Annotated in this window: 8 protein-coding genes; all 8 read right to left on the bottom strand. The window is 59.5% G+C overall.

The genetic code is table 11. The features are described 5' to 3' along the window. Nucleotides 1-557: 557 nt before the first annotated feature. Nucleotides 558-3,386 (bottom strand): TrlF family AAA-like ATPase, encoded by a 2,829-nt coding sequence (locus tag BST17_RS01885; RefSeq protein WP_407937717.1) that lies wholly within the window; start codon nucleotides 3,384-3,386, stop codon nucleotides 558-560. Between the two features lie 91 nt (nucleotides 3,387-3,477). Beyond that, nucleotides 3,478-4,839, bottom strand: a complete 1,362-nt coding sequence (locus tag BST17_RS01880; RefSeq protein WP_083054989.1) for a restriction endonuclease subunit S — start codon at nucleotides 4,837-4,839, stop codon at nucleotides 3,478-3,480. After that, the gene (locus tag BST17_RS01875) at nucleotides 4,836-6,269 is read right to left on the bottom strand and encodes a class I SAM-dependent DNA methyltransferase (RefSeq protein WP_083054987.1); all 1,434 of its coding nucleotides are present in this window, start codon (nucleotides 6,267-6,269) and stop codon (nucleotides 4,836-4,838) included. The genes BST17_RS01880 and BST17_RS01875 overlap by 4 nt, the downstream gene beginning before the upstream one ends. Beyond that, entirely contained in the window at nucleotides 6,266-8,860 is a 2,595-nt protein-coding gene (locus tag BST17_RS01870) for a type I restriction endonuclease subunit R (RefSeq protein WP_083055302.1), read from the bottom strand. Before BST17_RS01870 ends, BST17_RS01875 begins: the two co-directional genes overlap by 4 nt. A gap of 76 nt (nucleotides 8,861-8,936) precedes the next feature. Next, nucleotides 8,937-9,830: a hypothetical protein gene (locus BST17_RS29465; protein ID WP_207573547.1), complete on the bottom strand. Its 894-nt coding sequence runs from the start codon at nucleotides 9,828-9,830 to the stop codon at nucleotides 8,937-8,939. Continuing rightward, nucleotides 9,827-10,864 carry an ATP-binding protein gene (locus tag BST17_RS01855; protein WP_083054981.1) on the bottom strand — a complete coding sequence of 346 codons (1,038 nt, stop codon included), beginning with the start codon at nucleotides 10,862-10,864 and terminating at the stop codon, nucleotides 9,827-9,829. Before BST17_RS01855 ends, BST17_RS29465 begins: the two co-directional genes overlap by 4 nt. Before the next feature lie 2 nt (nucleotides 10,865-10,866). Then, on the bottom strand, nucleotides 10,867-12,918 hold the full coding sequence (locus BST17_RS01850) for a TnsB C-terminal domain-containing protein (protein ID WP_083055299.1): 2,052 nt from the start codon (nucleotides 12,916-12,918) through the stop codon (nucleotides 10,867-10,869). After that, a complete protein-coding gene (locus BST17_RS01845) occupies nucleotides 12,915-13,670 on the bottom strand; it encodes a TnsA-like heteromeric transposase endonuclease subunit (RefSeq protein ID WP_083054979.1) in 756 nt (251 codons plus the stop codon). Before BST17_RS01845 ends, BST17_RS01850 begins: the two co-directional genes overlap by 4 nt. Nucleotides 13,671-14,211 lie beyond the last annotated feature (541 nt).

Genomic DNA, 14,211 nt, shown 5'->3' with positions numbered 1-14,211 from the left:
CGGAAAGTATCGGAACGCTGCCGAAATGACCGGGGGGTGGCCGGCAAGCGGCCAGCCGTGATTCCTCTGATGCAATATGCAGTAGTTTACGGGTAACCCGCCGTATTCGACCTCGTCGCGTTGTCGGCCTGTGCCTGCAGCGACGTACTCGGCCATCCGGCCAACGGGCCCTCGCAACTGGCTCGGCATTCGTGGGTTCGCGCGGCCCTAGTCGTATCCGTCTGTGGCCGCCCACCGATTTGCTGGCGGCATCAGCCAGCAGTTGTTGAAATCACGAATCACCGCGCAGTCTGGTCTCGCCTCCCTACCCTGCAACAGGCGGGTGTGAGTCGGCGGCGCTCGTCCGCAGAGAAGGGACGGTGGGCGGAAAGTGTTGCAACGCAGCCGAAAAGACGGGAGGAGTGGTGGCCTGCAATGTCCGGTCTCAATTTTGTTGGCGGTAGTTATCTGCCAACCGCCAATTAAAATGAGGCATTCTGGCGAAAGAATCCCTCGATTTTGTTGGCGGTTTTGACTCCATGCAACGACCGGCATGGAAGTTTCGGCTAAATCACGAGTTAGAAGCCGTACTTCTCCTTGCGAAGGCGGAAGGCCCGCTCACCGCCTTCCATGACCGACGTTATTTCATCCCGCACGGCAGCCACGTCGATGGCGCCCTGTTCCTTGATATGACCCGCCGACTGATCACCCGCGGTCAGATAGGCGCAGACCAGAACCAAATCGGCATCGCCATTGACAACCAAGTTCGCGTTGTGACTGGAGAAAACCAGCTGACGCCGATTCTTGGACAGCCAGATCTTGGACACAATCTGCTGCACGGTGTCGCTGTCGAGGTCGTCCTCGGGTTGGTCAATGATCAGCGGCGTGCCGCTTTGCGAGAGCAGAGTCCCCAGTAGAGCCGAGGCCTGCTGGCCAGCCGACGCGGAGTCGAACGGTATGTATTCGCCTTCCTTTGCGCGGTATTCGAAGTCTGGAAAATCAGCCAATTCAGCCAGCGAGAGATCGAGCCAGCCGTCAGGAGTGAGCTTCGGAATGAACCGTTTCTGGTCGGCGACCGTGAAGCCAAGCCTGCTCAGCGTGGGCGTCTGTTCCGAGCTGATCTCAGCATCAGGTTCGAGCAAGGTCAGTGATTCAAGTTCCTCGAGGATAGTCTCCCACGTCACCGCGGGGTCTGACTCGTTCGCGAGCTCCTCGAAGAAGTTGTCGATCTTGTTGGCACGCACGTTCGAGCCCGCGATCAGCGCCTTGAACTTGGTCTGTACCGCATCAAACCCGCGGTTCGCAGATAAGGTTGCACGGATCAAACCATCCGAAGACGTTGCGAGCGCGTCACACTCCGCTTTCAGGGCGCTCGTCCGTTCATTCCTCGCGACGGCCAGTTCAGCACGTAACTCGTTATGCTTCTCGCCCGGTTTGCCGAGCGAGTCCCGATCGGTGCGCTGGCGCTGGACAAGCTCGCGAGACGTGCGCTGTTGCTCCTCTAGGTTGGCCAGTTCTGCCAACTTGGCCTCGTGTGCGGACGACCTTTCCTTTACTGCCCGATAAGCCTCGTCATACTCGGTCAGCTTTGCGGTCAGCGCGTCAGAGGGCACTGCGAGCGCACCGCCCTCCACCGACAGTGCATTGAAGTCGGTCTCCAGTCGACTAATTGTGGACCGCAACTGAGTCAGGGCATCGCGCGTAGCGGTAAGGAGTGCGTTCGCTTCGACAGACAGGTTTGCAGGTGCTGATGCCGGTAACGCAACGTCATCGAGCGACGAGTCCAGCGAAGTAAGGAGACCGGTGAGATGTTCCTGGGTGGCCTCGACATGTTGAAGCCAGGCGGTTTGAGCTGACCGGAGATCGTCGTGTCCGGCTTTCGCGTCAAGGATTTGGCGATCCACTTCAGATATGCCTGCGAGGCCATCGCGGAGCGACTGCGCCTGTTCAGCCAGCGACCGGACACGCAGGTCGCCACGTTCGATCTCGGCAGACAGATCTCGAAAGCGCTGGAGGGTGCCGTAGTTTTCTCGGAGTCGGCCAACCACCTCCTGTCGCTTGCGACCGATCTCGTCGAGCTCGCGTTGGATAGGCGACGTGACGAATCTGAGAAGTTCATCGACGCGAATCGAGACGCTGCTCAACTGCTTCTGGCTGTACGCCTGAATCGGCAGAAGACTCTGAATAGCCGCCTCTGTGGCCATTTCGAACTGGGCTTTTCCAACCTTGAGCTGGATCGTCCCATCACTCGCGTGTCGACGAACGACATGTGTGATCCCATTGATCACGCAGTGCACCTCGACGTGGGCGTCGTAAGGCTTGAGAGTTGCCTCCACGAGCTTGCGCTGACGCACGCGCGGATCTGCAACCTCGTCATCCTCAGTTGCCCGGGCAGGTTGGTCGCACAATGCCCAGCGGAGATAATCGAGCACAGTCGATTTGCCCGTCCCACGTCCGCCGATCAGGGCGGTGTACTGGGGGTTGAGTGCTACGTCCACTCGACCCATGAACTTGCTGTTGGACACGACGACACGCGCTACCCATACGTTCGGCATTGCCGGTTGTGCGTGAGAAACCCGCGATTCTTGAGCCAGACACGCTTGGCGAATCGCTTCGGCAGTGGGCGTGGCCCACTTCACCCACGTCGTGTGTACACCAAGCGTCGAGAAGTCGGCCCTACGGGAATCCGAGGTCTGAAACAGCGCCACACGCTTGTTGCCCCATGCGCTGACTTCTCCGTCAAGGATCTTCTTTGTTCCGAGGTCTCGATCGAGCAAGGAAATCGGCCCGTCAAGGTATCCGCCGACAGGGATCATCTCCTTATACTTTCCCTGGAACTGTTGTCGCATTAGCGTTCGGTATCCACCAGGAGTTACGTTCGGCAGAATTATGTACCGGCCCTTCAGCCATGCGTTCTTGTCGAGCTTCGCGTGCAGCTGGTTCAGGTCGTCTGAGTCATCGAGGTTCTCAGTCTGTGGCAGCGAGTCCAGATCAGGGTCGATGGGATCAAAGTGCAGAGCCTTCAGAACGTCGCCAAGTCGATCGGGCGGGAAATCCGCGTCGAGGATCAAAATGGCTTGGCACGGCACATTCAATGATAATTCAAGCGCCGGAAATACGACTAACCGCTCGGCCTCCTGCACGGCCTTACCGTCGGCGAACTGCTCTCGAGCGGCCGCTCTCTGGATATATGGAAAGTAGGCGAAGTCGTGGTGGTCGGAGATTGCGACCGCGTGGAGCCCCTTTTCCCGGGCTGCGGCCACAAAGCTGTCTGCCCATGAGTCTCTATCGACAGGGCGAGGTCCGTCCCATTGCGTGTCACGCGGGGTATGGACCTGGAAATCTGCGCGATAAAAATGGCCCCCGTTGTCGGCTAACTCGATGGCTCTAGTGGATTCATTAGGCATGGCTACAAACTTCCCCCTCCTGCTTCGGATTCTTGCTGCCGACAACCCCAAGCGCCCGCGTGAGACCAGAGACGGACAGGGACAACACAGCTCACGAATTATCTCCAGATCCAACTAGCTCGCCGCGGAAGGTTTTCGCGAGCAGAGCTTGCGAGCTGCGGTCGACGCTGCGAGAAGTTTCGTCTATTCGTGCCAGCAGCGCGTCTGCCATCGCCAGCATGTGTGACGCTCGTCGAACGATCTCCCGTTGTTCCTCAATCGGCGGCAGTGGCAGCGGCATACATCCAAGCTTGGTGCCGTTGATGTTCGACTGGCTCACGCCGTCGGTCTTGACGTAGCGGGCCCACATACGGCCCCAAGCCGAATTGAGCCAGTAGTTTACGAAGTCTGGGTCAGCCACGTCGTCGGCGAAGCGTACTCGGATGAGGTAGGAAGCAAAGGTCATCGCGACCGGCTCGTGGAACACCGCCGCCTTACCGACGAGCTCGGGGCTGTTGGTGCGGTTGAACAACAGGTCGCCGTCCCGGAGGACAAGACGTTCGATCTCACGGTCACTGGGGCAGTACTTGAGGTCATCGAACTCAAGCCGGCCGCGCTGGATGTTGCCCATGCGCAGGACAGGCACTCCGAGGGCATCGTTGTCGGCCTTCTTCGACGTGCCATACTCGATCAGCGTCGACGCTGCGCCGACGGTGCTGACGATGTAGGTGTCTGGCATTTCCGGGAGCTCAAGGTCGAGCGGTGTCATTTCGCGAGTCCGACGCTTCTTGCCCGACGTCTTCTCTGGCGCAGTCGATTCGGCCTCTGGGTGTTCCTCGCGCCAATCTGCGGTGAGGCGGCCAGAGCAAGCGGCGGCGAGGACGGATTGACGGAACCGCTCAACCGCGCGTCGAGCAGTGGCTAAATGAGATGACGCGCTCGCGCTGTGACCCGTGGCCGCATCGAGAAGCGCAGCGAGCTGCGACTGGTACTTCTTGTCGGATGGAATCATCACTTCGAATGACTTGAGGAAATCTGCGGGCACGCGGAGCTGGCCAACCGTGCCGGTGAAGTGGTTGGCCGCTTCGTCGCGAAACGATTGCTGGCGGACGAAGTGCCATATCAGGCGTGGATCGGTGCCTTGCTTTGGACGTATGACGTGAAACTCAGTTGAACCGAACCCCAATCCGGTTGGGATCGTCGGCACAACTGCGGCCTTTCCATTCTGCATACAGGGCGTGATCTTGGCGAACAACACATCGCCAGACGTAAAGCTCCGGTAAGACTTGCGGCCGACGATCCCGACGGTGGACTTCTGCGGGGTCGCAACTGTGCCCGAGACCTCGTTTACAGCTGCCATGGGCACGAACAGAACTTCGGTCGAGTCATCGACGTTGTGAAGCTTGGGCTTGGGGGGATTGATGTCGCACAGCTCGTCAAGTCGAGAGGTGTGCCATCCGGGACGGTCACTCATGACTCACCGCCGTTGACGTTACCTTCCAGCAGCTTCTGGATGTCGGCAAGGTCGTCTAGCGCGAGCTGGAGTTCCTCCATCGCAGTGGTGATGAGTTCCTCCGGGTCTGAGAGCTCGTCAGGGTCGTCGAGTTCTTCATCGCGGATCCACTTGAACGCATCAAGTTTGTAGTGGCGTTCCTTTACTTCGTCGATAGTGAAGCAACGCCACCGCCCATCCGTGGATTGCTTCTCAGATCGCTTGCTCAACCCATTCGGGTCATCGCCGTAGCACTCCTCGAACTCGGCGAAATGCTTCGGGCTGAGTGGCCGGCTCTTCTTAGTAATCTTGGGCACGTTAGAGCGGGCGTCGTAGATCCAGGTACGTTCGGTCGTCCGGCCTTTGGTAAAGAAGAGGACGTTGGTCTTAGTGCCTTCCGTATAGGGGCTGAATGTGCCACGCGGGCAACGCAACACGGTGTGTACGTCACAGTCTTCCATGAGGACCTCGAACACCTCTCCCGCTTGATTGGCGAAGAGCACATTGTCGGGAACAACCACCGCCGCACGGCCGCCGATCTTGAGCGTGGTCAAGATGTGCTGTAGGAAGTTCAACTGCTTGTTGCTGGTCTGGACAGTGAAGTCCTCGCGGTCGGGTGCTTGCGCGGCACCCTTGGTGCCGAATGGCGGGTTCATCAGTACCACGTCATAACGCTGGCTGCCGGGCGTCTCATAGATCGAATCGCCAAGCGTGATGTGTGGCTCGACCTGATGCAGGTAGAGATTCATCAACGCTAACCGGCGCGGGCGCTGCACAAGTTCGTTGCCGTAGTAGGTGTGGGCACGGATGCGCTTGGCCGTTTCACGGTCGAGCGCACCGCCTTTGGTCTCAGCCTTCAGCCACTCATAGGCCGCGATGAGGAATCCGCCAGTACCGACCGCCGGATCGCAGATGGTGAAGCCCTTGCTCACGCGGGGATCGGGTTTGACGCAGCGCACCATCGACTGGATGAGGATGCGAGGAGTAAAATACTGGCCGGCACCCTTTTTACCCTCGCTGGCCGCTTTTTCTAACAATCCCTCGAATGCAGCGGCCTTGATGTCGGTGTCGATGGCGGTCCACTCGGTTTCGTCGATAAGGCCGATGAGCTTCTGTAGGTTGACCGGGTTGGTGAACCGATTCTGTGAGCCGGAGTAAATGTCCCCGAGGATCCCGCGCTCCTTGCCAAGCGTGCGCAGCGCCTCGACATACGCGTCGAGCAGGTCGCTACCGGACTGCTTTCGGAGATACGGCCAGTCGCCGTGCTCAGGAACCGCGACACCGCGCTCGTCGGCCATCTTCAGAAACAACAGATACGTCAACTGCTCGATGTAGTCGCCATAGTCGATGCCGTCATGGCGGAGGACATTGCAGAAGCCCCAGAGTTTGTTTACAACATCACCTGTTGTCATGCGGCGACGAGCTCCTTGTTGAGTTCTTTGATCAGTTCATCGAGCCGCCCGTCAAACACTCGGTTAGCTCGTCCCCAGCCACCACGGCCGGACAGGATTGGTATGAGCTCGAAGTCCTCGTGCTCGATGCTGAGATTCTGTACCAGGTGCTGGCGGATGTACTCCAGCCACTTGGCTTGCTCGTCGGTCAGTTGACGGTCGGCGGTGACCTTGGCTACTGCAGCGTTGACCCGCTCCTCAGCAGTCAGCAGCGGTGCCTCATCAAGGGCTGCACGCTTGACCATCGAGATGATGTCGACCACCGCTTTGTGATGGGTTGCCTCGAATGCGCGCTGGAGGTTGTCGTCGGTAAAGCGTTCCGGCGCCTGGCTCAACACATCTCGCAACTCTCGTAGCACATCTGGGCTCCAGTCATTTGGTCGGCCAAGCAGAATCTGTAGGGCCTCGATCTCGCGCTCATGCTCCTCGACGAAGCGCACGAACAACTGTAGATAATCCTCGGGTTTGTATTCCTTGCCGATCCCGGCCTTGATCAAGATCTCGGACTCGACAGTGTCGATCACGTCCGACGCAACGACGAAGTGCGTTCTCGCACGCGGATACTCGATACACAGAGTGAGAAAGTCAGGGTCACGGAGGATCTTCATAGTGCCTACAAAGTCGCTGCGCAGCTTGGCGGGCAGAACCTCGGCAAAGTGCCCCATATCCCCATCGGCGATGAAGCGAGCGAAGAGCTCGCGTGCCTCGCCGCTCATGTTCTTGTCGATGCGCTGAAGCCGCTTGACGAGTCGTTTTGTGTTGTAGTCGCGGTCGCGGTTCTGCCAGATGTCCTCGACGATCTGCGCGATGGTCTTGCTGTCGCCCTCTGGTGGTTCGATGGTCATGCCAGTGGTCGAGCGGAAGTATTCCAGAAGCGTGCCGTCAAAGCAGTCGAATACTGTGAAGTGTGTCTTGGCCGGCACCAAGTCTGGTGAGGGACGGGTGCCGCGTCCGAGCATCTGCTCGAACAGGATGCGGGACTTGACTGGTCGTAGGAACACCAGGAACTCAAGGTCTGGGATGTCGACACCGGTTGTGAGAAGATCAACGGTAACAACGATTTTGGGGTTGGGGCGGTTGCGGAACTCGCGGATCTTCTGCAGCGGTCGATCTACTCGGCCAGTGATCTTGCCGGCGAACGACTCACCCTGACCAAATACATCCTTTGCAAGCTCCACCAATTGATCGGCGTGCGATACGTGGGGGAGGTCGTTGGCGGCAAAGATGAGAGTCTTGGGGAAGCGGCCGGTTTCGGCCTCATGGGCGTCAGCATACTTCTTCAGCTCGGCGAGCACCTTGCGATTGCTGTCGGGTGCGGTAATCTCGCGCTCCACCTTTGAGGCGTCGTAGGCGCGCTCGTCTTCGAGCAGGTCCAGTTGTCGGGCACCGGAGTCGGGATCCACCTGATCGACCTGTTCACCCTTGTGTAAGAACACGCCGTTCATGCGAACATCGCTGCGCACCCGCACAACGTCGTAGTCTACGAGGTGGCGTTCGCGTACCGCTTGCTCATAATCGTAGCGATAGACAAGATTTTCAAAGTAGGCCATTGTGTGGGCAGCTGGTGTTGCTGTTAGCCCGACTTTGATCGCGTCAAACCAATCGAGCGTGTCCCTCCACACCGACAGCTCCTTGGCGGAGTAGCCGCGGTGGCATTCGTCGGCCACGATCAGGTCGAAGGCGTGGATCGGGATGTCTAGTTTCTTCGCCTCCATATCGCCGCCATCGCCCTCCCCGAAGCGAATCCCAGCGTCACGACCAAACAGGTTGATACTCATCCGCTGTATGGTGCTGACGTAGACGAACGCGTCACCCAACTTTGGGTTCGCCAGCAACGAGTTCGGCATCACGTTTGGGTCAAACTTCTCCTCCTTATCGAAATCGGACTGCTGGAAACGCTGCGAATAGACCGGGTAGAGTTTGTCGAACTTGAGACCTGGCTCGGCCTCGAAGCTGGCGAAGGCACGCACCGTTTGCGCGGCCAGTGCGCGGCGGTCGACGAGGAACAGGACGCGACGAGCGACGCCGGACTTCATGAGCCGATAGATCTCGTTGACGGTCATCAGCGTTTTGCCGGTGCCGGTCGCCATTGTCACAAGCATCTTGCGTTTGCCGTCGGCAACGGTCTGCTCGATCGCTGTGTTTGCCTCCACTTGATACGTCCGCAGGTATGGGTTTAGCGGAATTGTGCGTAGTTTGGCGAACTCTGCGTCACTGTCACGCTCGAGTAACTCCCGCAGCGCATTGGGGGTGTGGAACGTTGCAACCTTGCGTGAGCGGTTCTGGGGGAGGCGAACGTCATGGAACCAAGTCTCTTCACCATTTGTGGCATATAAGAACGGGACACCGTATTCGCCCTGCCAGGCGATGTCGACTCTGATCGCACGGGAGTACCGCTCAGCTTGGGGGAGGATTCCTTGAGCTCCGGTGGACTGCTTCTTGGCTTCTACAACGGCTCTTACCGAATGCTCGTCGCACAGCGCGTAGTCCGCTGGGCCAGCTGTTGTCGGCCATTCTTCGACAGCCTTTTGCGATGGAATCGCTTTCGGCATGGCGGGGTCAAACGGCGTGACCGCCCAACCGGCGGCCTTAAGCCGGGGGTCAATGCGCATCTGTCGAGTAGCCTGCTCAAGCTCCATATCCGCCTCGCCCCTGTGCCTCACGGGACCAGCCCGCCGCTGCGGAATCGTCCCGCGGTTCCTGAATAAACCGCAGGATGTTGTAGTACGTGTCGCGCATCGGTACTCCGTGGATACGGGCATCTCGCCGGCGGGCGGTCAGAAACGTGATGGCCGTCCACACCCGGTTGGTTGCTCGCCACGGATCTGCATCGTCGCGCGCGGGAATGATCATCTCGACTTCTCTCGCGACGAGCCAACGGCGTCGAGCTGAATCGGTTCCCGGATCAGTTGCTGCGCAGAGAAATCCGGGTAAACACAGCAGCCGAGCGACCTTAACCTGCTCGGGATACGTCAGTGCATCGACAGCGTCGATGCCGAATTCATCTCTGCGGCGGACGATCTCGTTTGCTCCGATGATCGCTGGACTGGCGCATTCTCGGCCAACCAGCATGGGCAGGGAATCGTGAAGGACATTGCGAGCGGCAAGGTGTCGCCGGAAGTGGCGTTCCGCGGCGATAGCGCGGAAGTAGCCATGCAGGTCGATCTGCGGAGAGCCGAGCCATCGTCTGTGCTGTGCACACACCAGGCCAATGTGGGTTTGTTTCCCTCGGGCGGGATCGCCTCTGGTGCAGCGGAGGCACAGTGCCCGCTCGGTTACCTCCTGATCGAGAACATAGTCAGGTGCCGTGAAGCGCTCGGCCGGCACATCCGCAAGGTCCAACCACGCCTGGACGCGAGCGGGATCGCGCCGATTCTTGGACTTGACGACGCCGCGCTCACGCAATGCGCGGTCGACATCGGAAGGCACGCAGAAGTTCCGGGCGGCGTGCCGCTGGATGTAAGAGTCCAGGGTCTCGCCGTGATATAAGCGCGTGCGAACTGGAAGGGGAGTGATTCTCATTCGGCCATCTTCAATGGCATTGGCGCCGCCCTGTCCTCGGCTACAGTCCGTGCAGCAGCCTCGTCGGCCGCGAAATCGGTGGACGTAATATCAAGCAGTTTCCTATTGACCAACTCGTCGCCGCTGATAATCGCAGCGATTGCTGCGTCGTTCAGCAAGGCTCGAAGTGAGCCGATGGAACCTCCCGTGCGGTCATAAAGGTAGGTCGCCTCAGTTTCGAGGGTTCCGGCGGCATGCCGTCCAAGCGGTAACAGTGCCTCGACACCGAGGACAAGTTCGGTCCACTTTTCCCGCTGTGCCTTAGTGCCGAACTCGTACTTCCGCATCTGGTGGACCGCCATCCGGCCTTTCAGTTGGCGGCCGATGTGCCCGGCGAACAAATCGGCCTGAAGCAGGTCGATGCCGGCGTAGATGAACGTCGCGTCGAGTGTCTCCGAGAACACCTTCAACGCTGACGCGGCCTCGCTGCCAGCCTGATGATTGGTCTTGAGGTTGTGTACTTCGTCGACGAGGACCAACGACACCGATAGGCTCCGCATCACCCCCACGGTCTGCTCGGTCAAGTCTTGCGCCGTCGACTTGTTCGGGACCAGCAGGCCGAGGAAATTGGTGAATGCCAACATCATCATCTTCGGGGTGGTACCGGGCGGAACGACTGTGTAGACCACCGGCGCGAATCCGTCGTCGTAGCGGTTCAACTTGGTGCGCATCATTCGTTCATGCCGACGCCCGATTAGGAGTGCGGCAGTTGACTTCCCGCGTCCGGCGGACCCGGAGATCGCCAGACCACGCCGCGCGGTGGCTGAGTTTGCGGAGTTTCTGGCCATCAATACACGCGTTTGGTGTGTCAAGACTTCGGTATCGGGCGTTTCCAGCACGACGTCTGCGCCCAGCCAGGCGAAACGTTGCTGGTCGTAGTCCTCTTTCTCGGCAGGGGAGAGGGCGCTGAGCTGCTCCATCGTTAGGTGTTCGGGCTCGACATTGCGACGATTGACGAAGTCCCGCCATGCAGCCAGCGAATCAGGTACGGCCACGGTTACTCCTCATCCTCGTCATCGATGCGGCGGGCTGCTCGACGCCGCGAGGTGGCGTGGGCTGTGCTGATCGCGGAGACACTAGCCAGGGATTCTTCCGTGGCGTCCGCAGCAGTTTGCTCGACCGTGGGGGGCAACCGTGGTACGACGGGTTTGTTCACACTGTCCCGCTTAGCGGCCCGTTGCTCTTTGACAGTTCGGGCGCCACCGGTTTGGATTCGGCTGATTTCCGCAAGAACATCAACACCGCTGGGGCTCTCGCCGCGCTTCTGCACCGCCGTGCGCGCAGCCCGGAGAACATCGAGGGAGAACGGCGCCAGGGACTGTTTTGCGAGGCTCCACTCAGCCTCGATCCATTCGCCGCGGAAATGGTCACGGACGTAGATCGACTGCAGTCGATAAGGGTCGTATCGGACTTCCCATCCACCGTTGGCCGGCAGAGATAAACCGCTCTTGACGCCGCGGTAGGGATGCAGCGAGGGGTGGTCGTAGTGCAGGCTTTCGAAGTTTATGCCGTAGCCCTGGATCGATCGATAGGTCACCGGAAGCAGCCCGATGTAGTCATCACGATCTAGGGCGACGTTTACCGTGGGTGCGACCGACGCCAATGCTGCATAAGCCTCGTTCGGCGTGAGATCTTGCTTCGGCATCGCCGGATGCCGAAGGCCGGGGTGTGGCTTGTTCTGCCAGACCGCGACGATCCAAAGGTCGAGAAGATTCTGCAGCTCGGCGAGTGTCCACATCGCCTCAGAATCGGGAGCCTTCCCGCGCTTGACGACGTTCGGTCCGACGTAGCCCGCGAGGTACTGGGTGAACCCGCTGTTTATGGCGGCGAAGACTCGCTCCACGTGGGGTTTGTTGGTAGGCGTGCGGGGAGCGGCCTTGGTAACGGTGATCTGCAGGCGTTCGCAAGCGTTGAGGAACGTCGACCCGACGTACACCTTTCCTCGGTCGACTGTGATCGATTCGGGAACGATGACCGGCTTGGCGGCTACGCTGGTCCGGATCTCGCCGTCACCGTCGATCATGCCGGCCGGAAGGATTGAACGCGAGAAACTCACCGATCGATTCCAACCGGGTTGCATCGTCAGGGGAGTCAGTGCTCGTGCGAGAAGCACTGCCGCATCAACGCTTTTGGTTGCCACAGGTCTCAAGATCGCTGAACAAACTGTCCGTGTGGCCACGTCCAACATCAATGTCAGGTCCACGCGCCCAGTGGAACCGTCTGGGTAGACGACCATCAGGTCCATCGGTGTGCTGTCGACTTCGGTCAGTTCACCTGGCCGCGACGGAGCTTGGCGACCCCATGTCCGGTCTGGGCGGTTCGCTTGAGTGCGCCGGGTTGTCGCATTTCCGAATGGATGTCGAGACTTCTCAAGGTTCTCCACCGCGCGATAGAGGGTGGACCGCGAGGGGAGCGGCAAACCCAACTGGGAGGCTTCCAGACTGACCTCCTTGATGACGCGGGAACGCGTTCCTGTCGAGACATTTGTTTGCGCCCTTAAGGCGTTTTCGAGCAGGGAAACCAGCGCCGGGTCGATCCGTCCGGTGGGCGAGGATTGCCGCTGCGCCCGGCCGTCGACCAAGCCGGCCAACCCGTCCTCACGGTATGCCTTGATGTAACGTTCCAGGCTTCGGTGACCCACAGGGGTTGTTGAGGCCGCCAGCTCAGCGACTTTCGCGGCAATGCGATCCTTCAGCGGAAGTTGCGAATCGTACTCGCGACGAACTGGGGTGGAAGCGTCCTCGTCGGGTCCGTCGATGTCCGCGGGAGGTCTGCCGGTCAGTACTTCGACGACGTGCCGGCGGAGAAACAATACGCGTCCGCGGGCAACAGGATCCAACGTCTCCAACACGGCGGCCGAATCAAGTCGAGGTAGGCGGTCGGGGGCATCGGGAAGGAAGCTTTCGTCACCGAGAAGCTCCGCCACGCCGATCTTGCGGATTCGTCCTGAAATGAGTTCTTTCAGTGCCAGTTCTGATCCGTCTTGGGATACGACCTGCCATGTCTGGCCGTCGTAGCTCAGCATGTCGAAAAGACGAACCGTCTTCATGTCCACACCTCGCTGGACAACGATAACGGTCGAGTCATGTCTGCGGACAGCTTTCTGCGCCATAGCAGGTGCAGCACGTGTGCGGTGGTGAGTTCGATGCTCTGACCCGTGCACGAGCTGGCTGCGTCAAAACCGAGCCGCAGGGACACCGGTGCCGCGAAACAATGCTCGATAGACTCGGCGACCTCCGTAGTTGGGGCGCTGCGGTCGTGGCGATATCCGGCAAGCCAGCGCAGGTTGTGGGCGATTTCGGGAGGTAGGCCGGTGAAGACCTCGTAGTCCCAGCCGATTTCGTCGCAAACTTTTCGTGTCAGGGTGGACTGCTCAGCGTGCTTCTCGGCTCCTTTTGGCGAGCGTACGTCGACCAAGCGACCGTCGCCATTGGCAAGTCGAACGAAGAAATCTGGTACGTGGTCGCGGTTGCCTCGCGTGTCCCGGGGCCAGAGCAGGGCGAGGGGTTGTGCCGCGATGGCGACGATGTCGGGGGCGTTGTCGGCTGCCAAGAGATACTCACGTTCGAGGAGCGACTCGAAGTCGACGTGGCGGCGATTTGTGCTCGACCAATACAGGCCTTCGTAGTTTCGCTTGCCCGGCCAGGAGAAGAACTCGCGGATCGGAGTCGTGCGCTCGAGCTGAACGGATCCGACGTCGGGTGACACCTGCAGGTTCTGAACGGAGCCGTCCACGCACGCCAACACTCGCGTCACGTCCGTGACGTTTCGTGGCAGGGAACGCAGGCGTGGAGCTGCCATCCCGACCTCCTTCGGTCGTCGCAGCTGAGACTACGACCGGGGTACGACACTAACCGCCAGATTCACTGAGATACGGGTGACACACCGAAAACCGCCAGGTCAATTGCGAAATCCGCCAGATATAACGAGACAGGACAGGCAACCTTGATGATTCATCAGATGAAAACGGCGCAACTTGAATTGACATAATGTAGATTATCGGCGAAACGTGAACGCTGTGCGAATGCCTGAAGGCGTGGCTACATCGTCGTTGTGTTGGCTAGAGCTGCGCAGACCTACGTACAGGCTCGCTGCCCATCAGACACTCAGGTGGGTCAGCCCGCAACTGGCGTGACAGTACTGCTCAACCTGCTGGGCAATGCGTGGCGAGATTCCATCGGGCCTGCCCACCGAAAACGTCCCGGTAACGAAGTTGTGGCGCGGTGGTTGGGTATCGACGGGCCGCTACTCAACTCCTGCTTCATGGGCCAACTGCCGGCACTACAATTCGTCACTGTGACGAATCTTGGATAGTCTGTGTTACAGAGTGACTCGTGATCCA

Source organism: Mycolicibacterium bacteremicum, assembly GCF_002086115.1.
GTDB classification, from domain to species: Bacteria; Actinomycetota; Actinomycetes; order Mycobacteriales; family Mycobacteriaceae; genus Mycobacterium; species Mycobacterium bacteremicum.
This window is presented reverse-complemented; position numbering and strand designations above follow the sequence as displayed.